General features: G+C 71.1%; 21 protein-coding genes and 1 pseudogene. 12 read left to right on the top strand and 10 right to left on the bottom strand.

The genetic code is table 11. The annotated features are described in order from the left end of the window. Window positions 1–6: 6 nt before the first annotated feature. Window positions 7–147 carry a hypothetical protein gene (locus ACWCPW_RS03845; protein ID WP_449759969.1) on the bottom strand — a complete coding sequence of 47 codons (141 nt, stop codon included), beginning with the start codon at window positions 145–147 and terminating at the stop codon, window positions 7–9. Between the two features lie 977 nt (window positions 148–1,124). Between ACWCPW_RS03845 and ACWCPW_RS03840 the strand changes: the two genes are divergently transcribed. Beyond that, on the top strand, window positions 1,125–1,841 hold the full coding sequence (locus ACWCPW_RS03840; protein WP_449759968.1) for an HAD family hydrolase: 717 nt from the start codon (window positions 1,125–1,127) through the stop codon (window positions 1,839–1,841). A gap of 32 nt (window positions 1,842–1,873) precedes the next feature. Here the strand turns inward: ACWCPW_RS03840 and dnaN are convergent, their stop codons facing one another. Further along, the gene (gene dnaN / locus ACWCPW_RS03835) at window positions 1,874–3,118 is read right to left on the bottom strand and encodes a DNA polymerase III subunit beta (protein ID WP_449759967.1); all 1,245 of its coding nucleotides are present in this window, start codon (window positions 3,116–3,118) and stop codon (window positions 1,874–1,876) included. Window positions 3,119–3,261: 143 nt separating this feature from the next. On the opposite strand from dnaN, the gene ACWCPW_RS03830 reads away from it, so the two are divergent. After that, on the top strand, window positions 3,262–3,570 hold the full coding sequence (locus tag ACWCPW_RS03830; protein ID WP_449759966.1) for a hypothetical protein: 309 nt from the start codon (window positions 3,262–3,264) through the stop codon (window positions 3,568–3,570). 769 nt (window positions 3,571–4,339) lie between these two features. On the opposite strand, the gene ACWCPW_RS03825 is transcribed toward ACWCPW_RS03830, so the two are convergent. After that, window positions 4,340–5,650: an amidohydrolase family protein gene (locus tag ACWCPW_RS03825; protein WP_449759965.1), complete on the bottom strand. Its 1,311-nt coding sequence runs from the start codon at window positions 5,648–5,650 to the stop codon at window positions 4,340–4,342. Between the two features lie 198 nt (window positions 5,651–5,848). Between ACWCPW_RS03825 and ACWCPW_RS03820 the strand changes: the two genes are divergently transcribed. Further along, entirely contained in the window at window positions 5,849–6,379 is a 531-nt protein-coding gene (locus ACWCPW_RS03820; protein WP_449759964.1) for a MarR family winged helix-turn-helix transcriptional regulator, read from the top strand. Window positions 6,380–6,536: 157 nt separating this feature from the next. Here the strand turns inward: ACWCPW_RS03820 and ACWCPW_RS03815 are convergent, their stop codons facing one another. After that, on the bottom strand, window positions 6,537–7,685 hold the full coding sequence (locus ACWCPW_RS03815) for a DUF4328 domain-containing protein (protein WP_449759963.1): 1,149 nt from the start codon (window positions 7,683–7,685) through the stop codon (window positions 6,537–6,539). A 182-nt stretch (window positions 7,686–7,867) separates the two neighbouring features. Here ACWCPW_RS03815 and ACWCPW_RS03810 point away from each other — a divergent pair, with 182 nt between their 5' ends. The 4 genes from ACWCPW_RS03810 (at window position 7,868) to rox (ending at window position 12,809) form a co-directional block, all read left to right on the top strand. Next, window positions 7,868–8,050, top strand: coding sequence for an isochorismatase family protein (locus ACWCPW_RS03810; RefSeq protein ID WP_449760212.1), 183 nt, complete (start codon window positions 7,868–7,870; stop codon window positions 8,048–8,050). A gap of 51 nt (window positions 8,051–8,101) precedes the next feature. Continuing rightward, window positions 8,102–10,498, top strand: a complete 2,397-nt coding sequence (tap, locus tag ACWCPW_RS03805) for a telomere-associated protein Tap (RefSeq protein ID WP_449759962.1) — start codon at window positions 8,102–8,104, stop codon at window positions 10,496–10,498. An 8-nt stretch (window positions 10,499–10,506) separates the two neighbouring features. Then, complete coding sequence (gene tpg, locus ACWCPW_RS03800) at window positions 10,507–11,064, top strand: telomere-protecting terminal protein Tpg (protein ID WP_449759961.1); 558 nt, start codon at window positions 10,507–10,509, stop codon at window positions 11,062–11,064. Window positions 11,065–11,348: 284 nt separating this feature from the next. Further along, the gene (gene rox / locus ACWCPW_RS03795; RefSeq protein ID WP_449760211.1) at window positions 11,349–12,809 is read left to right on the top strand and encodes a rifampin monooxygenase; all 1,461 of its coding nucleotides are present in this window, start codon (window positions 11,349–11,351) and stop codon (window positions 12,807–12,809) included. Between the two features lie 60 nt (window positions 12,810–12,869). Here rox and ACWCPW_RS03790 read toward each other — a convergent pair. Together ACWCPW_RS03790 and ACWCPW_RS03785 are read right to left on the bottom strand one after the other, a co-directional pair. Further along, a pseudogene (locus ACWCPW_RS03790) lies at window positions 12,870–13,702 on the bottom strand (NmrA family NAD(P)-binding protein). 107 nt (window positions 13,703–13,809) lie between these two features. Continuing rightward, window positions 13,810–14,235 carry a nuclear transport factor 2 family protein gene (locus tag ACWCPW_RS03785; RefSeq protein ID WP_449759960.1) on the bottom strand — a complete coding sequence of 142 codons (426 nt, stop codon included), beginning with the start codon at window positions 14,233–14,235 and terminating at the stop codon, window positions 13,810–13,812. A 129-nt stretch (window positions 14,236–14,364) separates the two neighbouring features. Between ACWCPW_RS03785 and ACWCPW_RS03780 the strand changes: the two genes are divergently transcribed. Continuing rightward, window positions 14,365–14,961, top strand: a complete 597-nt coding sequence (locus ACWCPW_RS03780; protein ID WP_449759959.1) for a TetR/AcrR family transcriptional regulator — start codon at window positions 14,365–14,367, stop codon at window positions 14,959–14,961. Window positions 14,962–15,072: 111 nt separating this feature from the next. Here ACWCPW_RS03780 and ACWCPW_RS03775 read toward each other — a convergent pair whose 3' ends face one another. The 3 genes from ACWCPW_RS03775 to ACWCPW_RS03765 all read right to left on the bottom strand — a co-directional run bounded on the left by ACWCPW_RS03775 (window position 15,073) and on the right by ACWCPW_RS03765 (window position 17,425). Further along, window positions 15,073–15,744: a formylglycine-generating enzyme family protein gene (locus tag ACWCPW_RS03775; RefSeq protein ID WP_449759958.1), complete on the bottom strand. Its 672-nt coding sequence runs from the start codon at window positions 15,742–15,744 to the stop codon at window positions 15,073–15,075. 126 nt (window positions 15,745–15,870) lie between these two features. Then, entirely contained in the window at window positions 15,871–16,389 is a 519-nt protein-coding gene (locus ACWCPW_RS03770; RefSeq protein WP_449759957.1) for a GNAT family N-acetyltransferase, read from the bottom strand. 190 nt (window positions 16,390–16,579) lie between these two features. Further along, on the bottom strand, window positions 16,580–17,425 hold the full coding sequence (locus tag ACWCPW_RS03765; protein WP_449759956.1) for an MBL fold metallo-hydrolase: 846 nt from the start codon (window positions 17,423–17,425) through the stop codon (window positions 16,580–16,582). Between the two features lie 86 nt (window positions 17,426–17,511). Here ACWCPW_RS03765 and ACWCPW_RS03760 point away from each other — a divergent pair, with 86 nt between their 5' ends. The 4 genes from ACWCPW_RS03760 (at window position 17,512) to ACWCPW_RS03745 (ending at window position 19,885) form a co-directional block, all read left to right on the top strand. After that, window positions 17,512–18,174, top strand: a complete 663-nt coding sequence (locus tag ACWCPW_RS03760) for a CGNR zinc finger domain-containing protein (RefSeq protein ID WP_449759955.1) — start codon at window positions 17,512–17,514, stop codon at window positions 18,172–18,174. Window positions 18,175–18,390: 216 nt separating this feature from the next. After that, window positions 18,391–18,852 (top strand): SRPBCC domain-containing protein, encoded by a 462-nt coding sequence (locus ACWCPW_RS03755; RefSeq protein WP_449759954.1) that lies wholly within the window; start codon window positions 18,391–18,393, stop codon window positions 18,850–18,852. A gap of 56 nt (window positions 18,853–18,908) precedes the next feature. Further along, window positions 18,909–19,187, top strand: a complete 279-nt coding sequence (locus tag ACWCPW_RS03750; RefSeq protein ID WP_449760210.1) for an ArsR/SmtB family transcription factor — start codon at window positions 18,909–18,911, stop codon at window positions 19,185–19,187. A 185-nt stretch (window positions 19,188–19,372) separates the two neighbouring features. After that, window positions 19,373–19,885: an SRPBCC family protein gene (locus ACWCPW_RS03745; protein WP_449759953.1), complete on the top strand. Its 513-nt coding sequence runs from the start codon at window positions 19,373–19,375 to the stop codon at window positions 19,883–19,885. Here the strand turns inward: ACWCPW_RS03745 and ACWCPW_RS03740 are convergent. After that, window positions 19,851–20,957: an ADP-ribosylglycohydrolase family protein gene (locus tag ACWCPW_RS03740; protein WP_449759952.1), complete on the bottom strand. Its 1,107-nt coding sequence runs from the start codon at window positions 20,955–20,957 to the stop codon at window positions 19,851–19,853. The two genes, ACWCPW_RS03745 and ACWCPW_RS03740, sit on opposite strands and share 35 nt — an antisense overlap. Window positions 20,958–21,069 lie beyond the last annotated feature (112 nt).

The following is a 21,069-nucleotide window of genomic DNA, read 5'->3' as shown; positions in this document are numbered from 1 at the left end:
TTCGTGTCAACGCTCGAAGCCTATCGCGATCTCCGGCAAATAACTTCCTGTCAGGAGAGTCGGCGTGTCGCGTATTGCGATGACGTCCTCACGAGAACAGCGCAAAAGCCCAGAAAATAAGGCATTGGCGTCGTGTTCGATCTGCATGTTGGAAGATCCACCCGCACATCCATCCCCTGTCACGCATGAATACCCAGACGCCGAGTGTGTGCTCCGTTGTCTGTTTCGTCGCGTGTTCGTTCGCGTGAGCCGATGCTCGACCGACCGTCGGATCCACCGTTCGCGCCATTGCGCGACCGGTCGCCACACCGAGCCGACGCACCGTCGTGAGACCCGCCGCGAGATCCACCGGCGGCTCCACCGCTCGGGCCGTTGTTCCGCCCGTTGCTCCGACCGGCCGCCCAGGACTCCGTGCGTCTATCGAGCGAGCCGCACAGCCACCCGCACACCCGCCCATACAGCCATGCGGGTTGACGAACGGGTTGGGTTCCAGAAGGCCGTACATCCATGCGCACATCACGACGCATATATCCACGGACAGTCCGCCATGCGGATTGCCGAACTGGTTGCCATGCAAGTTGCAGGTCACAGGCCATTTCAGAGGTGCTTCGAGTCGATCGACGACCATCGTGAATTCGACGACTGCGCGACGCCACGCACGGTGCCCCTCGCGACTGTCCGGTGTCTCCGCAGTGTCTTTCGAGCGTCCTCCCCGCGCCTTCTCGGCGTCCGCCCGCTATGCGGGTCGGGTGGATTCGCGGTGATATCGGGGCCGGCCGGCTCCCGGGATCCCACGGCTGCCGGCCGGGTGAGGCCGTGAATTGCCGGTGTCCGGGCTTTCCGGGCATGGCCCGGGGCGCGTGATCGGCTATCAAAACCTGCTTGAACCGTTAGGAAATCTGCTTTTACGGCTGAAAAGGGAGAGTGCCCGGCGTGCTCGGCCTGCCTCGATGTGTCTTGGTCGGGCGCACCTGGAGCGGATGCGATGCGGCGCCGGGCACTCCGGGTGCCCATGGCAGCGCACTCCGTAGTTGTTCCGGCGACCCCGTCGTCAATGCGTGGGGCGACGAGTGCGATGCTCTGAGCAATGGCCGCACGGATGGTTGTCGACGATCGGAGTGCGCATGGCGACTGATGAAGCCGGCCCCCGGCTGGTGTTGTGGGACATCGACCACACGCTGATCGACGGCGGAACGGTGTCGAGGCGGGCCTACGCGGCGGCGTTTCGTCAACTTTCCGGGCGTGCGCTGGACCAGCCCTGGCAGTTCGACGGGCGTACCGAGTTGGCCGCGGCGAGCGAGGTGCTGCGCGCGCACGGGATGCCGCCGGACGGCGGCATGCTCAATGCCTTCCTGGACCTGATCGTCGCCGAACTCCGGCAACGTGAAGCCGAGTTGGCCGCGGAGGGGCGTGTCCTGGCAGGTGCGTCGGAGGCACTGACCGCGCTCGGCACGATGCCCGGCGTACGCCAGTCGGTGCTTACCGGCAACCTCTACTCGCTCGCCGTGTTGAAGATGACGGTCTTCGGTCTCGCCGACCACGTGGACTTCCGGCTCGGCGCGTACGGCGACGACGCCTACGAGCGGACCGACCTGCCGGCGCGGGCGTTCGCACGTACGCGGGAGCACCTCGGCCTGCGGCATGTCGGCGCGGACACCGTGATAGTCGGGGACACCGTGCGCGATGTAGCCACTGCCCGGGCGGCGGGCGCGTGGTGCGTGGCGGTGGCGACCGGTAGGACGAGCATGGCCGATTTGGCAGAGGCGGGCGCCGACGTCGTGCTCGCGGACCTGGCCGACACGGACGAGGTGTTGAACGCGCTGCTGGGCCGCGCGGCGTGAGTCCGGGCGGGTCGTCGGGGCCGGCCGGTTGATCAGGTGCCGCGCATCGGCATCAGCAGGTAGCGGTAGTCCGGGGGCTCCGTGGCGCCCGGGCCGTCGGCGTCGTGCGTCGCGTTGCCTGCGTGGTTGTTCGGGTCGACCGGCGTGTCCGGGTCGACCGGGGCGTTCGGATCGTCGGACCCGTTCGTGCGCTCCGGCTCGTCCGCGTGCGGGTCGTCTGTCAGGACGGTGGGCTTCGTGGGTGCGCTGAACACCAGCCGAGCGGTGTGTGTACGGAGCGCACCCAAGCCGTCCAGGAGGTGGGTCGGATTGAACGCGACCCTGGTCGGCTCGCCCGCCATCGTGACCGGCACCGTCGCGCGTGCCTCGGCCTGGCCGGTCGTACCGGCCTCGATCCGGAGCGAGTCCCGCGCGAACGACAGCCGGACCGGGGCGTTGCGGGTGACCACCAGGGACACCCGCCGCACGGCCTCGATCAGCGCCGCGGTGTCGATCGTCGCGACGGCGGTGGTCTCGTTGTCGAACAGCCAGTCGTAGCGCGGGAACTCGTGGTCGAGAAGTCGCGTGGTCGCGTGTCGTCCACCTCCGGCCAGGCCCAGCAGGCCGCGGCGACCCGGTTCCGGGCCGAGCGCGAGCCGGAGGTCCTCGCCGGTCGCCGGGTGCTTGGTGAGATCGGCCAGTACCCGAGCCGGCACCAGGGCGGTCCGCGCCGGATCCTCGGTGGCCGGGCGCCACGGCAGCCGTCGCACCGCCAGCCGATAACGATCGGTCGCGGCCAGGATCAGTGCGTCGTGGGCCAGGTGCAGCCGGATCGCGGTGAGCACGGGCAGGCTCTCGTCCCGGGCCGCGGCGATGGCGACCTGCGCGACGGCCTCGGCGAATCCGGCGGCGCCCACGGTACCCGCGGTCTCCGGCAACAGCGGCGCGGCCGGATAGTCGGCGAGAGCCGGCAGCGGCAGCGCGAAATACGAACCGGCGCAGGTCACCCGGGCCCGGGCCGGGTCCACGGTCAGGTCCACCGGGTGGTCGTGGGGGAGGGCGCGGGCGATGTCGGCGAGCAGCCGACCGGGGACCAGGATCTCCCCGGGCCGGCCGACCTCGGCCGAGACCTCGATACCGGCCGATACCTCGTAGTCGTACGCGGAGATCGCCAGGGTGCCGTCGGTCGCGGTGAGTCGGAACGAGGCGAGAGCGGGAATGACCGGTCGCGCGGGCAGCGCGCGCACGGCCCAGCCGATGCCCTCGACGAGGCGGTCGCGGGATATCCGTACCTTCACAGGGGCCCTTTCCGAGAGCTCGACGAGGAGAGTGGTCGCTTGTTGATCGAATCTTTGTTCGATTACCGGGGGAGCGACACTAACGGAGCGCTCGGACAGCGAGTTGTCGCGTGCCGACGAACCTTGATCGTTGTCATCGAAGATTGATCACCGGTGGTTTCGTGCCGTCGATTCCCCATGCCGTCTGTCATGCCGCGAGGGCGGTCGGCGAAGCTCGCCGTGGTCAGGGCTCGCTCGGTGGCCGTCTCGGCGAGCGCGGCCAGGCCGGCGGACACCACGTCCCGTTCGGTGCCGTGGCGCACCAGCCGGCGGCCGACCGTGCGCAGCAGCTCGGGCGGGTGGCGTCTCGTCAGGTCCTGGATGGCCGGGTCGGGCCGGGTCGGCACCGATACCTGGCCAGTGCACTCGCGAGCAGGCGCAATGAGGCGGTAGTCATCGACGAAGCGCTGTGAAGACGGTGCCCCTGGACGGTGCCCCTATATATGGGCGCGTTCCAGCCATGGGCGCGTCCTCCATATAGAGGTGTTCCCTACATAGAGGTGTCCTTCTTCGCTACATGGGTGCCGTCCTCCGCGTGGGTGTCGTCCTTCGTGCGGCCTCGGGCGGAAGACGGTCGGTGACCGTTGGTCCGTCCGAAGCCGCCGTGCGGAGGAGGCGCGGCTTCGGCGGGGCCTATCGCGTCGTGTAGTACACGTATGCGGCCAGTCCGCCGAGGGCGATCAGGTTGAAGAGTTTGACCTTGATTCGCCCGGCACGCGTGAGTGGGGTTCGCGGGGGTGCGTACGCCTGGCCGCCGTCGTCCGCGTGGCCTCCGGATCCGCCACATGTCGGACACGGCACCATCGACTGCATCCGTCCGGAACCGCCGCACCCCGAGCAGGACCAGTTGCTGTCCGAGCCCATTCCGTTCTGGCCGGATCCGCCACAGCCGTTGCATATCGTGTCCATCGGGATATAGCGCTGTCCCGAACAGCCCCCGCAGTACGCCATCCTGTGCCTCCCCACGATGATCCCCCCGCACCTGAGACCAGAGCCTGTATGAGGACTGTCCGCAGGTCAACGAACGGGGAAGCGGGAGGTGGGTGAACCGGGAGGACATGTGGGGTGCTGCCGGCACGGCATGCCGTTTCCCGACCGGTTGCCGGGTGTCGGTTGCCGAATGCCGATTGCCGTTGTTGACCGCCCGGTTGTACCTGGTCGCGCCGGCTCGGGCTCGGTGCGTCAGGGCGTGGTGGCCAGGCGGGCGGCGGAGTTGTGGGCGTCCGCGAGGGCGGTCGCCAGGTGCGGGTGGGTGAGTCGGCCCGCGCGCTTGACGGTGCGGCCCGCGACCAGGACGGTGTCGACGTTGCCCGGATGGGCTGACGCCACCACCGCTCCGGCGATGTCGTGCGTGGCGCCGACCAGGTTGACCGCGTCCGCGCGGAGCAGGACCACGTCGGCCCGCTTGCCCACGGCCAGCGATCCGATGCGATCGGCCAGGCCCAGCGCGGCGGCCCCTCCGATGGTGGCCATGCGCAGCATGTCTGCTGCGAACAGCCTTGGCCCGTCGGCGAGTTGGCTGGTCAACAGAGCCGCGCGAAGGAGCGAGAACATGTCGCCCGGGCCGCTGGTGACCACGTCGACCCCGAGCCCGGTGACCAGTCCCACGGCGTGTGAGCGGTTGATCATCGGTGCGCCGTGTCCCATCTGGGCCTCGATGTGCGGCGCGATCGACAGCGCGCCGCCGGAGTCGGCGATCATCGCGAGTTCGTCGTCGGGCAGCGAGTTGCCGTGGATGTACAGCGTGCGTGCGTTCAGCAGGCCCCGATCGCGCAGCGCCTCGATGGGACGCTGGGCGACCGGACCGCTGCCGACGTGTACGGCCAGCGGGATGTGCAACTCCGCGGCCAGGCGCCAGTCTTCCTCGACGACGTCGATCGGTGTGTACGACGGCCCGCCGGGGGCGAGCGCGAGCGTGACCAACTCGTCGTCGTCGGCGAACAGTCGTTCGCGCAGGTCGCGGACGAGGCGCGGGTCGCGAGCGGCCGGGTCGAACGGCGGGTGGCCGTAGCCGAAGACGGCCCGGATGCCGGCCGCGCGCAGTCCGCCGACCGCCGCGTCGCCGTGCTCGGCGCGGTGTTGCACGTGCGAGAAGTCCTGCACCGTGGTGATGCCGGAGTCCAGGCACTCCAGCGCGCCGACGAGATTGCCGGTGTACACGTCCTCGGGACGCATCGCGGGGGAGAGCCGGCCGAGTACCAGACCGAGGTAGTCGCCCAGGTCGCTGTCCACGGCCACCGCCCGCAGTACCGACTGCCAGACGTGGCGATGGGTGTCGACGAATCCCGGCAGCACGATCCGCTCGCGGGCGTCGACGACCTCGGCTCCCTCGGCGGACAGCCCGGAGCCGACGGCGACGATCGTGCCGTGCTCGATCAGGACGTCGGTGTTCGGTCGGGCGGTGACATGGGGGTCGGTGTCGACGACGGTGCCGCCGCGCAGGAGCAACCGGTCGGGGGAGTGGGTGGGGGTGTGGGTGGCAGGGGCGGTCACGGGTGCCTCCGGAGGGTGCGTCGAGGTGTGGTTTGTGTGGGCCGGATCGGAGCGGAGCCGATGGGGAATGGACTGGCCTCGGACCGGCGTCGGGCCGAGCTCGAATGGGATCGAACGGGATCGAGCCGGGATCAAGAGCAAGAAGCTCACTTGAAAGCTTTTCTGAAAGCTATCAGGTGGCTGTAATACGCTGTCAAGATGACTGCCCCCCAGGACCGTGCGAGCGCCCTCATCGGCGCGTGGCAGACCGAACTGCCCGACGTGCTGGACGCGACGACGGAACTGAGCAAGCGGATCATGTTGCTCGCGGCCGACCTGGACGAGGCGACCCGGCGCGAGCTACCCGAATTCGGGCTCACCCCGGCCCAGTTCGGCGTACTGGTCGCGCTGCGTCGGGCCGGTGCCCCCTATCGGCTCAAGCCCACCGAACTCAGCCGCGCGCTGCTGCTCTCCTCGGGCGGTACCAGCAACGTCACCAACCATCTCGTCGCCGAAGGTCTGGCCGAGCGCCTCCCGGATCAGGGCGACGGGCGGGGCACGCTGATCAGCTTGACGCCGCGGGGCGTACAGGTCGCCGAGGACGCGGTCCGTGCCAACGCCGCCGCGCACGCCGAGGTCTGGCGCGGCGCACCGGCGGCGGCGATCGAGGCGGCGACGCTGGCTCTGCGCGAGATCGCCGCCGCGACCGAGATACCCCGATCACGGGGACGGACACGCGACAGCGGCTGACGGCACAAGCGCGTGACCGCGCGACTGCGGGACCGCGCGTGAGCACGCCCGACGCGAGCTGCGGCTTTCGGTCGTCGGGGGCGTTTGCGCGCGTCGACGCCGAATTTCCGTCTGGCCGGGGCGACTTCGTCCCGGGAGGAGGGGAGTCCCGGCTCGGTCAGAACGGGGCCGGCGGGTTCCGGGGGCGGGGCGGGGGTTGGTGGGGAACCGGGGGCGGCTCGTGGCTTCCGGTCGTCGGACCGGCATCGGGCTGCGTCGGCTGGGCCGGCTGCGTCGGGGATGTCGGCTGCGTCGAGGGTGCCGGCTGCATCAAGGGCGGCCCCGGCGTCCCCGGCACGTTGTGCGTGGGGTGCATCGCCTGCATCGGATACGCGGAGTGCATCGGATACGCGGAGTGCATGGGATGCATCGCGTACATGGGATGAACGGCGTGCATGGGGTGCATCGTCGGCGGGGTGACGAAGGCGCGCTCGTACTCGGACTGGAAGGCGGTGATCCGGGCCACGACCGCGATGGCGAGGCCGGCCGCAGCGATCAGGAGGAGGAAGGCCCAGCCCGCCGCGGTGTCGGCGGTGCGGTACGACTCGTGGTACTCCCGCCACGAATCGGTGCCGGAAAAGTCGTCGCCGCCATCGCTCTCACGCCCGAAGACACCGAAGAGGATCACGACGTTCGCCGCCACGTAGGTCAACCACCAGGCCGACAGGAGAGGATGCCGGCCCGGGGTGAGGCCGCCCCGCATCGGCGCGCGCGGGTCGCTGGCCTTCCAGATGTCGTGCGCGATCAGCGGCGGGAACCAGAGGTTGACCACCGGGCAGAACCAGCCGCCGATCGCCCAACCGCTGGACAGGTGTTGCACCGAAGGCGGGAAGAGTTCGACGTTACGGCGTGCGCGGTGGAACCAGATGACGAACATCACCATGACCGCGACGATGGCCAGACTCGCCAGGCCCCACCACACACCGATGGAGCGGTTCGCCTCGTCGGGGTCGGCGGACACCCACCCACCCCGCAGGGTCTCGTCGACCAGGCTTGCACGGTGGAACAGCGCGATCGCCGCGAGCAAGGACAGGACGGCGGTGACGCCGAGCAGGATGTAGAGCGCGAGGGCGGGGCCGCGCAGGGAGCGGAACACCGGGGCGTACCAACCCGGCGGCGGCGTCGCGGCGGGACCGAACCGGGCGAAGCGCTGGTCCAGGGGCGTCGAGTCGGATACCGGGGTGGTGGGCGGGGCGTATTCCTGGTGACCGCAGTTCGTACAGCGGTCCGGCAGCGTCGAGCGGGCGCCGCAGGATGGACAGAGCACGAGTTCGGATCCCCCGTCGATGGTCGGTGCCGGCCATGCGCACCGATGGGGGAGAGGTCGCGGTGGGCGGCCCGGCCCTGTGTACCCCACATGGTGTAACCGGCATCATGTCGTGTGTATCCCCCGCGCGTCACGGGTCAGCCGACGGTGAATACACAGGGTGATGATGCTCGCCCCGGCCTCTGGTCACGGGCGCCACGACCGATGTGTGCTGCGAGTCCGGCGCCCGGGACGCCTTCACCCTCGGGTACCGCGCCTTCGTCGTCGCCGACGCCACGGCCACGGCCACCGACCACGCGCACGACGCGAGCCCGCGCACCGTGTGCTGCTCCTTCGGCGACGTGCGGGCAGGTGACGTGAGATAGGTGTGAGGTGGGGCGTGATATAGGTGTGTGATCGATGTGAGGAGATCGTTCGTGTCCGAGCTGTTCGACGCCGTCGACGCCCTGTTGGCGCAGGCCGCGGCCGAGGTCGAGTTGCCGCCGCCCGCCGAGCGGGAGCGGTTGCGGAAGGTCGCACGGCTCACCCAACGTCAGATCGCGGACGCGCTCGGGGTTGCCCGGGAGACGGTGGTCGCCTGGGAGAAGGGCCGCAGCGAACCTCGGCCGCCGCAACGGCAGGCGTACGTCCGATTGCTCGACGGGTTGGCGGCGCGGTATCCGACGCTGGGCGGGGCCGGGCGGGAGGCCGGCGAGACAACGGTGCGGTCGCCCGAATCGGCGGCCTCGGAAGCGGCAGCGTCATCGGCGGCGGACGTGAAGCCGTTGTCGGGCTTCGAGCCGCCAACGGACGCGGAGCCGCCAACGGACGCGGAGCCGCCAACGGACGCGAAGCCGTCAACGGACGCGGAGCCGGCGATTCCCTCGGCATCGGCGATGCTCTCGGACCCGGACTCGCAACCGGCGTCGAAGTCGCAACCGGTCGCCGCGTCGGTGGACGTGCCGGAATCCGGGCCGGAGGGGAACACGGACGTGGCCGCGGTCGTGGCCGTGGAGGTCGAGGCACCATCCGTTGCCGAGCAGGAGACGCAGCCGACGTCGCCTCAACCCCGGACTCCGCCCCCGCCCCCGCTCCCGGACCCGGATTCGGCTCCGGCCCCCGCCCCCACGAAGCCCGAAAGAAAAGCGACCCTCGCACCGCCGCACCCCGCCACCGCCCAACCCCGATTCCCCGCCGGCCCCCTCGCCGTCCTGGACGTCGACGGTTCCGCCCTCCGTGCTCGTCTGACCGACCTGCGGACCCTGGTCTGTCCCGCGAAGTCGCTTCCCGCCGTGGTCACTTGGGCCTTGGAAGCCGGGCTCGGCGCGGAGCGACTGCATCGCTCCGGACGGGACGCCGATCCGCTGATCGTGCTCACGGCGGCGGCCACCGCACGGCTCGGGTTGCCCGCGGAACTGGAGGACCGACGCAATCTGCGGCTGCCGGAGGACCACAAGGTGGTCAAGCAGGTCACCCGGGACGGCTGGAAGCTGACCCGTCGCGGGTTCGGCCCATGGGCCAAGGTCTACCGGCCGGTCGAGGGCGGTCGCCGACAGTGCGTGCAGTTCGCGATCCTGCCGTGGGGCGCGCTCGACACCCGCTCGTGGGGTGCCGCCGAGTCGCTGCCGGCGGCGGAGCTGGCCGACGTACTCGGCGGATACGCCACGCGCGTACTGACCCCGCGCGGCTCCACCGCCGTCGCGGGCCTCAGTCTGATGACCGAACTCCGGCCGCCGACCCAGGCGGTGAAGGACGCGACGACCGGCGGCTGGCGTTCGGGCCCGGTGGCCGGGTCGTTGACCGAGGCGGTCGACCCCGCGCCGCCGGAGGCGCCGGACGAGCATCCGGTCGCGCAGACGCGCACCGGCGCGGACGTGCTGGTCGAGGAGGCGTACGACTGGCATCGGGCCATCCACCTGGTCGGCGACGACGAGGGCAATCTGGAGTACGCGGTCGGTCTCGACGTCAACGCGGCGTTCCTGGCCGCCGCGAGCCGGTTGCCGGTGGGGCTGGGCGGGCCGGTCCACGTACAGGCGCCGACGTTCGACAAGAAGCTGCCGGGTTGCTGGTACGTGGATCTGTCCGGCGTCGCGGTCGATCCCAGGTTGCCCAGTCCGTTCACCCCCGACGGCGTCCCGCCGACCGGTCCGGGCTGGTACGCCACGCCGACGGTGGCGTACGCGGTCGAACTCGGCGCCGTCGTCGACCCGTTCGAGGCGTGGGTGCGGCCGGACCACGGCTCCTACCTCGATCCCTGGTACGGCCGACTTCGGGACGCCTATCTGGCCACGATGGCCGATCTCGGCGTGACGCCGGACCTGGACGAGGCCGCCTTCCTCGACGCGATGCGCCATCACAAGAAGGTCGATCCGGGCCGGGCCGTCGTGCTCTCCGCGATCAAGGCGACCGTCAAGGGCGGCATCGGCAAACTGCGTGAGCGACCGCAAGGGGCCCGCTACCGACCCGGTGACCGCTGGCCCGCGCTGGAGCGGCCGACGTGGCGTCCGGACATCCGGGCCGCGGTGATCGCCAATGCCCGCGTCGGGATGCACCGCAAGATGCGCAAGCTCGCGACGGTCGCCGACCTGTACCCGCTCGCGGTGTTGTCCGACTGCGTCGTCTATCCCTCGTCCGGCCCGTCACCCCTGGACGTGCTGCCGCGCGGGGCCGACGGCAAGACCGTTCCCGGCGGGTTCCGGCTCGGGGTCAGCCCCGGCATGGTCAAGCACGAGGGCACCCGTTCGCTGGAATGGGCGTTGGGCCTGCTGGTCGAGGCGCAGAACCCGGCCCGGCACATCAAGGACGGCGTCGACGCCGTCGCCGAAGGCGAATAGGAGCCCCGGTGGGCAAGATCGGCGACGGTCTCGACCAGGCCGCACAGCACGTCCTCACCCGCAAGCCGCCCAAGTCGACCCAGGCCCGGGTGCGCTTCCTGGTCGGCCGGGCCAAGGGCCGCACGCGTGTGGTCGCGGACTGGCTGGGCGTCAGTCAGCGCTCCGTGGAGCGCTACCTCAAGGGCGACCGCAAGCACCCGCCGCCCGCGATCGCGGCCCGGATCGAGGCCGAGGTCCTGCGCCGCTGGCAACCCCAGGTCCGCCGCCGCGCCGAGCAGCGCGCCGCGTCGGTCGGCGGTGTCACGATCGAGGCCCGCGCCCGCTTCGGTTTCTCCGCCGCGGCCGGCTCCACGGACGACCCCCGCATGCGCCGGATCACCCAGCAGTTGGCCCCGAGATACGCGCAACAGCTCTTCGACGCCCGCCACGCCGGTGCCCGCGAACAGGACCTCGAACGTATTGTCGCCACCGGCCTCCAAGAGGCCTACTTCAAGGACAACGGCCACCGAGCCGACGACCTCGTCGTCGAATTCACCGCCATCGACTACATCGACTTCGACTACTGACCCGACCCGACCCGACCACCGGCCCGAGCACCCCACCACCCGACCGAGGGGTGTCGGCGGGTTCGAAGTCGTGTGGGTGATCGGTGAGTTCCGGTCGGCGTTCGTGGGGCGTCGCGGTGCGCCGGCGTGCGCTCGTCCGCATGGAGCGGGGAAAGCGAAAGGCAAGGAGTACCCACTCCTTGCCTACCTCAACGTATAGCGCACCGGGGGGCTTGCGGCAAGGCCCCCGTCGGGCCGCAGAATGATCGACCTGAGCTCCACAACCTGCGGAAATGAGCGTTTTGATGATTGACGTGATCGTGGTGGGCGGCGGACCGACCGGCCTGATGCTGGCCGGCGAGCTGCGGCTGGCCGGAGTCCACGTGGTCGTGCTGGAGAAGTTGACCGAGCCGACCGGGGAATCCCGCGGGCAGGGCCTGCACACGCGCAGCGTCGAGATGATGGACCAGCGCGGTCTGCTGGACCGCTTCCTCGCGGTCAGTGAGAAGTTCCAGGCCGGTGGTCTCTTCGGCGGCATCATGAAGCCGTGGCCGGAGCGGTTGGACACGGCGCACCCGTACGGCCTCGCCACGCCGCAGCCGCTGACCGAGCGGCTGCTCGACGAGCGGGCCCGCGAACTCGGTGCCGAGATCCGGCGCGGCTGCCAGGTGGTCGGGGTGAGCCAGGACGAGGACGGGGTGAGCGTCGAACTGGCGGACGGTACGCACCTGCGGTCGCGCTACCTCGTCGGGTGCGACGGCGCCCGCAGCGCGGTGCGCAAGGGGATCGGCGTCGGCTTCCCCGGTGTGCCCGCCAAGGTCGAGACGATGCTGGGTGTCATGGAGGTGACCGAGGATCCGGCGACGATCGCCGCCGTCGTCGCGGAAGTCCACAAGACCCAACTGCGGTTCGGCCTCATGCCTCTCCAGGACGAGAACGAGGGGCTGTACCGCATCGTCGTGCCCGCCGACGGGGTGGCCGAGGACCGTTCGACCGCGCCGACCCTCGAGGAGTTCAAGCAGCGGTTGCGGGCCGTCGCGGGTACCGACTTCGGCGCGCACTCGGCGCGCTGGTTGTCCCGGTTCGGCGATGCCACCCGGCAGGCCGAGCGCTACCGGGTCGGCCGGGTGCTGCTGGCCGGCGACGCGGCGCACATCCACCCGCCGACCGGTGGGCAGGGGCTCAACCTCGGCGTGCAGGACGCGTTCAACCTCGGCTGGAAGTTGGGCGCCGCGGTCAACGGCTGGGCACCGGAAGGGCTGTTGGACAGCTACCACGCCGAACGGCACCCGGTGGGCGCCGCCGTGTTGGAGAACACCCGGGCGCAGATCACCCTGCTGGGGGCCGATCCGGGAGCGACCGCGCTGCGGGAGCTGTTCTCGAAGCTGATGGACTTCGACGAGGTGAACCGGTACATCACCGAGATCATCTCCGCGGTCGGGATCCGCTACGACTTCGGCGACGACCAGGGCCATGAACTGCTCGGCCGGCGGATGCGGGACGTGCCGCTGAAGGAAGGGCGTCTGTACGAGCGGATGCACGCTGGCCGCGGACTGCTGCTCGACCGGACCGGCCGGCTTTCGGTGACGGGCTGGGCGGATCGCGTCGACCACGTCGCCGAGGTCGGCGAGGAACCGGACGTGCCCGCGGTGCTCTTGCGTCCGGACGGCCACGTGGTGTGGGTGGGTGAGGATCAGTCGGAACTGGACGGTCGGCTGTCCGAGTGGTTCGGCGCCGCGGCCTGGCTGAGCGGGCGGGTGCGGTGATCGGAGGGGGCGGGGCACTCTTCCGCCGCGCTTGGTGGGCATCCGAGCTCGTGGTTCGGATCAGGTGCCGTGGCGGCCCAGTTCTCGTTGCGCGACGGTGTGGAACGGGTGGGGCGGGCGGCCGGTGAGGCGTTGCACGGTGTCGGTGGTGCGGTCCTCGGCACCCGTGGCGATGGCGTGGTCCAGGTCGGCGAGCATCGCGGCGAATTCGGCGGGGAGGTCGGCGGCCAGGCGGTCGTACATCTGCTCGCGGGTCAGTCGTTGGTGGGTGACGGTGCGGCCGGTGACCCGGGTGAGGACGGCGGCGATGTCGTCGTAGCCCAGGGCCTGGGGGCCGGTGAGGACCAGTTCGGCGTTCGGGGCCTGTGCGTCGGTGAGCGCGTGTACGGCGACGGCGGCGATGTCGTCGGCGTCGACGAATCCGACGCGGCCGTCACCGGTGGCCGTGCGGATGGCTCCGTGCGTTCGGATCGTCCGGGCGTGGCGTGGTCGCCGGTGAAGTTCTGCATGAACCACGAGGGACGCAGCACCGCCCATTCGGGGACCAGGTCGGGCAGGGCCGCCTGGACGCGGCCGACTGCCGGACCACCGGCGGGGATTGCCGACGAACCGAGCAGTACCGCGCGCCGGATCCCCGCTGCGCGGGCCCGGCGGAGGAAGGGCACCATGACGGCCGCCGGGTCCGGGGAGCCGAGCGGCGGGATGAGGTAGATCCGGTCCACGCCTTCGAGGGCGCCTTCGAAGGAGGTGGGGTCGTCCCAGTCGAACCGTACGGGATGGGCGCCGTGCACCGGACGGGCGCGCCGACTCGCGGCCTTGACGGGGTGTCCCGCGGCGACGAGCCGGGCGGCGACGCGGCTGCCCGTGGTGCCGGTGGCCCCGATGACCAGGATGAACTCCCCGGTCTCGTCCCCGAGTCGGGCCTCGCTCGCGGGTCGGGTCTCGTTCGCGAGTCGGCCCTCCTGTACGTGTTGGGTCTCCCGCGCGGGTCGGATCTCGTTCACGCGTTGCTCCCGGCGAAGTCGGCGGCGGGGTCCTGGAGGGCGAGCGGGTTCCAGTAGTCGCGGTAGCGGGTGATCAGGCCGTCCTCGATGGTGACCACGGCGATGTAGGACATGTCGAAGGGGCTGCCGGTGGCCACCAGTCGGCCCACGCCGCGCATCTCGACCACGATGGTCTCCGGCGTGGTGGTCCGGTGTATCTCGACGTAGGGGAAGTCGTGCAGGTCGATGTGGTCGGGGTAGTGGCGCATGTACTGGGCGACGGCCGCCTTGCCCACCAACCGCTGGGGCCGGTCGGCCGGCGCGAACGGGAACTCGAAGACGCCGTCCTCGTCCCACAGGTCGACCCACGCGGGGATGTCCTTGTCCAGCAGCAGTCGCAGACCGTGGCGATACAGGTCCGCGGGTGTGGTGTTCGCGCTCATGGGTATCTCCGTCCCGTACGATACGGACCCGGGGTCCGTTTCATCGACAATACGGACCCGGGGTCCGCTTTGCAAGCGCCCGAAGAAATGGCCGAGGAGCGGCATGGACGACGGAGGCGAAGGAACCGCATGACCGAACGCAAGCCACGTGCGGACGCCACGCGCAATCGCGAGGCCGTTCTGGCGGCTGCCGACTCGCTCTTCGCCCATTGCGAGAGCCCGGAGACGGTCACCATGGCCGACATCGCCGCGGCGGCGGGCGTCGGCAAGGCGACGCTCTTCCGCGGCTTCGGCGACCGCACCGGCCTGATTCAAGCGCTGTACGCGATGCGCCTGGCGCCGATCGAGCTCGCCGTCGAATCCGGCCCACCGCCCCTGGGGCCCGGTACGCCCCCGCTTCGGCGCGTACCGGCGCTGCTCGACGCAGTCCTGTGCTTCAAGCTGGACCATCGCCACCTCGCCCTGGCGCTGGAGGGGACCGGCGGTGACAGCCCTTACGCGGCGGCACACTACGAACGCTGGCACGGCGCGCTCCGGGCCGCGTTGGAGCGGATCCCCGGATTCGGCGACGGCGAGTTCGCGGCGCACGCCCTGCTCGCGGCGGTGCGCGCGGACCTCGTGGAACACCTCGTCGGGGGCGAGCGGATGACACGGGAGCAGATGCGGGCGGACCTGGCGCGCTTCACGGCCGGCGTGTTGGGAGCGAGTGGGAGGGACCAGGGGTAGGCGTCGATGCGACGCGACCGAGAGCAGACTCCGAACCGGACTCGGACCGGGCTTCGACCCGTTGTACGCCGGTGGCGGCCCGGCGCCCCGGCGGTCCGGCAGCCCAGCGGGTCAGCGGGCGCTGCGCGCGAGGCGGAAGCCCACGTCGTCGACCTTGAAGGTCGGGTGGCTGCGGCGGCGGACGGAGGCTCGGCAGCTCCAGTGTTCGTCGAACCAACCGCCGCCGCGCAGCACCCGGTAGGAGCCGTACACCTCGGCGTCGTAGACGTCCCAGCACCACTCCCAGACGTTGCCGAGCATGTCGTACAGGCCCCACGGGTTGGCTTGTCTGCCGCCCACGTCGTGGACGCGCTCGCCCGAGTTCGCGCGGTACCAGGCGACTTCGTCCAGGGGGCCGTAGCGCGGTCCCGTCGTGCCGGCCCGGCAGGCGTGTTCCCACTCGGCCTCGGTCGGCAGCCGGTACCCGTCGGCGGCGGCATCCCACTCGACGCCCTCGTCGTCCGCGTCGACGCGGTACGCCGGCGTGAACCCGTCGCGCCGGGACAGGGCGTTGCAGAACCGCACCGCGTCCCACCAGGAGACACTCTCGACCGGCAGTCGGTCCCCCTGCGGGCCGCTCGGTCGCAGGCCGGTGACCTGCGCGTACAGCGCCCGGGTGACCGGGTACGCGGCGAGCCGGTAGGGCGCCGGCTGGACCGACCAACTGCGTTGCGTCCGGCGGTCGGTCAGGGTGACCCGCCCCGACGGGATGTCGATCATCGTGTCTGTCGTACCGGAGTTCATCGGGTGTTGATCCTACCGGCTCGAATTCCGCCGGCCCTGTGGTCGAACGGGCGGGTGCCCGGGCCGGGCGTGGCGGCCCGATCGATCGTGCGGGGCGAGGTGGGGCGGCGGCCGATCCGGCTCGGGTCACATCGGGAAGGAGCGCAGGCGTACCGCGCCGTCGGGCCAGGTCGCGGCATCGCGCAGCGGCGTCCACATGGTGCGCAGCGGCATGAGAACGAGGCCGTCGGGCTGTCGCACGTGTACGTCTCGGTCGAGGCGATGCCACCCGAGCTTCCGGTACAGGGGGACGAGGGGCGGTCGGCAGAACAGAATGCCGTGTCGTGGCCCCATCGTTCGGGCGTGATCCAGGGCCGCCGCCAACACCGTCCGGGCCAGTCCGCGGCCGCGCACATCGGGTGCGACGGCCACACCGCCGATGCCCACCACCTCCGTGTCGACCTCGCCGATCGACACGGGCAACCGCAACGATCCGGCGTGGGCCACGAGCCGGCCGCCGTACCTGATCCCGAAGTGGTCCTCCTTGGGCAGCCAGGTCAGGCCGGTGTCCGCGACGCCGAAGGGGTCGGCACCGTCGCCCAGGATCTCGTTCTGCTCGGCCTTCGTGTATCGGGTGAGGCGTTCCGCGGCCGGGTGCTCGCTCATCGCGGCGGGGCTCCGTACGTCGTGATCGGGTTTCGTCCTTCGTACTTGTACTCGCACGCCGTGGATCCGGAGCCTTCCGGGGCCTTCCGGGGCAGCGATGGCAGCCATGGCAGCCATGCGGCCGGGGGACGAGGGCGCGCGGCTCCCGAGGTGGGTGAGGTCTCGGGAGCCGGGGTTCGGGTCGGTGGGGTCAGGCCAATTCCAGGCGGTCGATCAGGCCGGCCGCGGTGAAGGCGTCGATGAGGGCGGTGCGGCCCTCGGTGAAGTGGCCCCAACTGTCGAAGTGCACGGGGACCACGCGCCGTGCGCCGAGGATCGAGGCGGCTTCGGCGGCCTGGGCGCTGTCCAGGGTCAGGAGCGCGCCGTCGAAGAGCGGCGTGCGGGCCGCGCCGGCGAAGAGGACGGCGGTGTCGACCGGGCCGACGCGCGCGGCGATCTTCTCGACCACGGCCAGGGACGCGTTGTCCCCGCTGACGTAGACGGTGGGCAGGTCGGAGGCGGTCAGTACGAAGCCGACGACCTCGCCGGTGATCGGTTCGCAGCCTTCCGGCCCGTGCTGGGCGGGGGTGGCCGTGACGGTGACGGTGCCGCCGCCGGGGCGGGGCAGGTCCACCGATTCCCAGGGGGCCAGGCCCCGGGACGTGCCGCCGAGTCGGCCCGCGCCGCTGGGGGTGGTGAGTACCAGGGGGACGTCGGCGAGCAGCGCCCGGCCGGAGTGGTCGAGGTTGTCCGGGTGCTCGTCGTGGGAGAGCAGGACCGCGTCGATGGGGCCGAGGTCGGCCGGGTCGACGGCGGCGGGGGCGGTCTTGGTGAGGACGCGGTTTCCGCCGACGGGGTACTCGCCGGGCGCGTCGAACGCGGGGTCGGTGAGGAACGTGAGCCCGCCGAACTCGATCAGCGCGGAGGGGCCACCGAAGACGCGGACGGCGACCTGCTCGTTCCCCTGCTTGCCCTGGTTGCGCTGATCGCTCGCATCGCTCTGGTTGCCGAGGTTGCCCTGGTCGTTCCGCGCGTTGGTCGCACTGCTGCCGGTCACTGAACACCTCACGGATAATCGTTGTGTTTGCCGTGAGAAAAGCTAGCGGATCCTCACGGACAACGGCAAGGCTTAACATGAGACTCATGAAGGAGACCGTGTTGGGCGAGCCCGCTCATGCCGCCCGCGCAGCCCATCCGGTCCTGCCGGCCGCGCCGGGGGCGGAGCGCCATCTCGCGCTCGACCTGGCCAACACCGACCTCGCACTGCCCGGCGGTCAGGAAGTGGATCTGCTCGGCACGCCCGCGTCCGCGAAGGAGTGGCTGGTGACGCGGGAACTCGCGCCGCCGGACACCCTGCTGTACGACGTGTGCGCGGGCCGATTGCGAGCGCTGCGCGACGCGGTGCGAACACTGCTCTCGTCTCGGATCGACGATCTTCCGGCGCCCGACGCATCGGTACGAGCCATCAACGACGCGCTGACCAGTGCCCCGTCGGCCGCGCTGCTCTATTGGGACGAGGCGCGCGGGCCGTACCGCGCCCAGGCGCACCCGATCGACCAGATCGTCGACCACGCCATCGCGATCCTCGCCGCGGACGCCGCCGACCTGCTCACCGGCCCCGACGCCGAGCGCCTGGCCCCGTGCGGCGCCACCTCCTGTCGCCGCTTCCTCGTCCGCACCCACGCCTCCCGCCAGTGGTGCTCGGTCCGCTGCGGCGACCGGGTGCGCGCGGCCCGCGCGTACGCCCGGCGAACGCAGACGCAGGCGAAGCCGCGGACGCAGCCGCCCGCGCAGTCGCCGTCGTAAGCGCCGTCAAGCGCAGGGCGAGCGACAGACGCGGCGACAGCCGCAGTCGTCGCAGCCGAGGGTGGGCCGACCCGACCCGACCCGACCCGACCGGGTCCGGCGGATGCGGCGTCCGGGATCCGTCCGGACGTCTTGTGCAACGAAAGGTTGCGTTAGCGAAATGCTCCGGATAGCCTGAGGTGCAACCATTGGTTGCGTTGAGGTCGGGAGAATCGCATGGAGTACGGAAGCATCGAGCGGGAGCTCCGCATCGACGCCGCCCCCGAGGTGGTCTACGAGGTGATCAGCTCCCCTGAGCACCTGCGCGAGTGGTGGCCCGACGACGCCGAGTTCGATCCGGTCCCCGGCGCCACCGGCGCGATCACCTTCGGCGACCCGACGGGACCCGACGCGACGGTTGTGCCGCTCACCGTCCTGGAGGCCGACCCGCCCCGCCGATTCGTGTTCCGCTGGGCCCAGGACGACGGCCCGGCCACCGAGACGAACTCGTTCCTGGTGACCTTCGACCTCGTTCCGTCCGGCGACGGCACGCTGCTGCGCTTCAAGGAGACCGGCTTTCGCGAGCGCGGGTGGGAGGCCGCAGTGCTGGAGGAGGCCTACCTCGACCACGTGCGCGGCTGGGACGAGTTCCTCCCGCGTCTCGTCACGTACGCCGACAAGCTGGACGCGCGGCCGTGAGCACCGCGATCGACGACGACCTCTGGTCCGCGGTCGGCGACCCGACCCGCCGGCGGATGCTCGACCTGCTCCTCGCCGACGGCGGCGGTACCGCGACCACGCTCAGCGAGCGGCTTCCCGTCACCCGGCAGGCGGTCGCCAAGCACCTCGGTGTGCTGGAGCGCGTCGGCCTGGTGCACGTGGCGCCGGCGGGGCGCGCACGCCTCTACCGGGTGGACGAGGCCCAACTCGCCCGTGCGGTCGCCCAACTGTCCGCGGTCGGCGCGACCTGGGACGCCCGGCTGCAGCGGATCAGGCGGATCGCCGAGCGGATCCAGCAGAGCAAGCCGGGCTGACCGCACCCGCGTAAACCCCCGTTTCGCCGCCACGTCCGTGGCGGCGCCGAACGACCACGCCCTGAAGCGGGCGCACGCACCCGGAAAGCGCGGAAGAGGGAACGAGACCGCGGACATCCGGCATCGGGCGCCGGTTCCGCAACCACGCGATCAACGGACACGAAGAGACAAGGATCCGATCACTCATGACGACACAAACACCGGGCAGCCACGAAATGAGCGCGGCAGGCGCGTCAAGCACGGCCGACGCGGCGCGCACCGAGCGCGGCTACTCGACGTCGTACACGGTCGAGCAGCCGCCGACGGAAGTCTTCGCCGCCATCCTGAACGTCGGCGCCTGGTGGACGGGCAGGGTCGAGGGGCGTGCCGACGAGCCGGGTGCCGAATTCACCTACCGGCATCCTCCCCAGCACTACAGCCGACAGCGCGTGGTCGAGCTCGTGCCGGCCAGTCGCGTGGTCTGGCGGGTCACCGACAGCCACCTGTCCTTCATCCCGGAGCCGGGTGAGTGGACCGGAACCGAGATCGTGTTCGACCTCGTCCCGGCGGGCGGCGGCACCGAACTGCGGTTCACCCACGTCGGTTTGGTGCCGGACGTCGAGTGTTTCGGGGCGTGCTCCACGGCCTGGCTGCACTACGTCGACGGCAGCCTGCGCAGCCTGATCACCACGGGAGCGGGCTTGCCCGATCCGTGGTGAGCGGAGGCCGGCCGGCGGCCCGATCGTCACCGGTCGGCTTCGATGGCATGGGCAGCGAGGTGGTGGGACGAGCTCGGTCGGTGGTGAACGGCTCGGCGGTTTCCGACGTACGGCTCAGGAGGCGGTTGGTCAGGTGTACGAGGTCGGGCAGGCGTAGGACTTCACCGGTGGACTCGGAACCGGGTATCGGTACGTGGAGGCGGTCCGTCCAGCGAACCGGGATGGCGGGCAGGCCGTAGCGCGCGCCGGCCAGGGCGCCGGTGACCGCGGCGACCGTATCCGTGTCGCCGCCGAGGTCGATCGCCGCGCGCAGGGCACCCTCGTACGAGGACGTGGTGCGCAGCGCCCAGACCGCCGAGCCGAGGCAGGGCCACACGGCGCCGTTGAACTCCGTGGCGTCGGTGGGATGCCAGGTCGGGGCCAGGACGGTGGCGTAGCGCTCACGGTGATCGGGGTGAACCTCGGCGAGCGTCTCGGCGAGCGCGGTCGGCAGGTCGCCGCCGAGCAGGGTCACCCGGAGCAACTCGTGGAAGATCGCGGTGCCTTCCCACGCCGCGCGGTCGCCGTGGGCCAGCGCGGCGATCCGGCGGGCGGCGGCCATGGTGGCCGTACGGCCGTCCCGGGCGAAGTACACGGCGGGCGTGGTGGCCCGCATCAGCGATCCGTTGCCGGCCGCGCGCCCGGTGGTTTGGAAGTGCACGCCGGCCGCGAGGTCCCAGGGCATGCCGTTGGTGAGTACGTCCTCGGTCTGCAGGCCGATGTCCTTGGGCTCGGAGCGGGCCCAGCGCTGGAAGCGGGCGAACATGTCGGGCAGGTCCGGACCGTTCCGCTCCAGCAGCGAGTACGCCACGTGCACGGCCATCTGCGTGTCGTCCGTCGCCTCGCCGGCGTCCCACCCGCCACCACCGCACATCTCGTTCGCGTAGCGCCCCTCGGCACGCGAACTCCCGGGCGGTGCCTCGGGAAACCGGGTCCCGAAGGCGCCGGCCGACCCGAACTCGAAGGGCGCGCCCAGCGCGTCCCCGACCGCCGAACCGACGACGGCACCGACGGCACGCTCCGTGATCTCCATCGCGACAGCGTAGAGGGGTGACTTGGGGGGCGCCGGCGAGGCATGCCGGCCACGCCGTTCCTTCGCCTCGGGACAGAGGATCGTGTGCCTCCAGGCATCGGCCATGGCTGGC

It is taken from the genome of Embleya sp. NPDC001921 (assembly GCF_053594475.1).
This window is presented reverse-complemented; position numbering and strand designations above follow the sequence as displayed.

Excerpts from the sequence above, each read along its gene's own strand:
- ACWCPW_RS03845 (WP_449759969.1), bottom strand. The coding sequence starts at position 147 with ATGCAGATCGAACACGACGCCAATGCCTTATTTTCTGGGCTTTTGCGC.
- ACWCPW_RS03840 (WP_449759968.1), top strand. The coding sequence starts at position 1,125 with ATGGCGACTGATGAAGCCGGCCCCCGGCTGGTGTTGTGGGACATCGAC.
- ACWCPW_RS03820 (WP_449759964.1), top strand. The coding sequence starts at position 5,849 with ATGACTGCCCCCCAGGACCGTGCGAGCGCCCTCATCGGCGCGTGGCAG.
- rox (WP_449760211.1), top strand. The coding sequence starts at position 11,349 with ATGATTGACGTGATCGTGGTGGGCGGCGGACCGACCGGCCTGATGCTG.
- ACWCPW_RS03785 (WP_449759960.1), bottom strand. The coding sequence starts at position 14,235 with ATGAGCGCGAACACCACACCCGCGGACCTGTATCGCCACGGTCTGCGA.
- ACWCPW_RS03780 (WP_449759959.1), top strand. The coding sequence starts at position 14,365 with ATGACCGAACGCAAGCCACGTGCGGACGCCACGCGCAATCGCGAGGCC.
- ACWCPW_RS03775 (WP_449759958.1), bottom strand. The coding sequence starts at position 15,744 with ATGAACTCCGGTACGACAGACACGATGATCGACATCCCGTCGGGGCGG.
- ACWCPW_RS03770 (WP_449759957.1), bottom strand. The coding sequence starts at position 16,389 with ATGAGCGAGCACCCGGCCGCGGAACGCCTCACCCGATACACGAAGGCC.
- ACWCPW_RS03760 (WP_449759955.1), top strand. The coding sequence starts at position 17,512 with ATGAAGGAGACCGTGTTGGGCGAGCCCGCTCATGCCGCCCGCGCAGCC.
- ACWCPW_RS03755 (WP_449759954.1), top strand. The coding sequence starts at position 18,391 with ATGGAGTACGGAAGCATCGAGCGGGAGCTCCGCATCGACGCCGCCCCC.
- ACWCPW_RS03750 (WP_449760210.1), top strand. The coding sequence starts at position 18,909 with ATGCTCGACCTGCTCCTCGCCGACGGCGGCGGTACCGCGACCACGCTC.
- ACWCPW_RS03745 (WP_449759953.1), top strand. The coding sequence starts at position 19,373 with ATGACGACACAAACACCGGGCAGCCACGAAATGAGCGCGGCAGGCGCG.
- ACWCPW_RS03740 (WP_449759952.1), bottom strand. The coding sequence starts at position 20,957 with ATGGAGATCACGGAGCGTGCCGTCGGTGCCGTCGTCGGTTCGGCGGTC.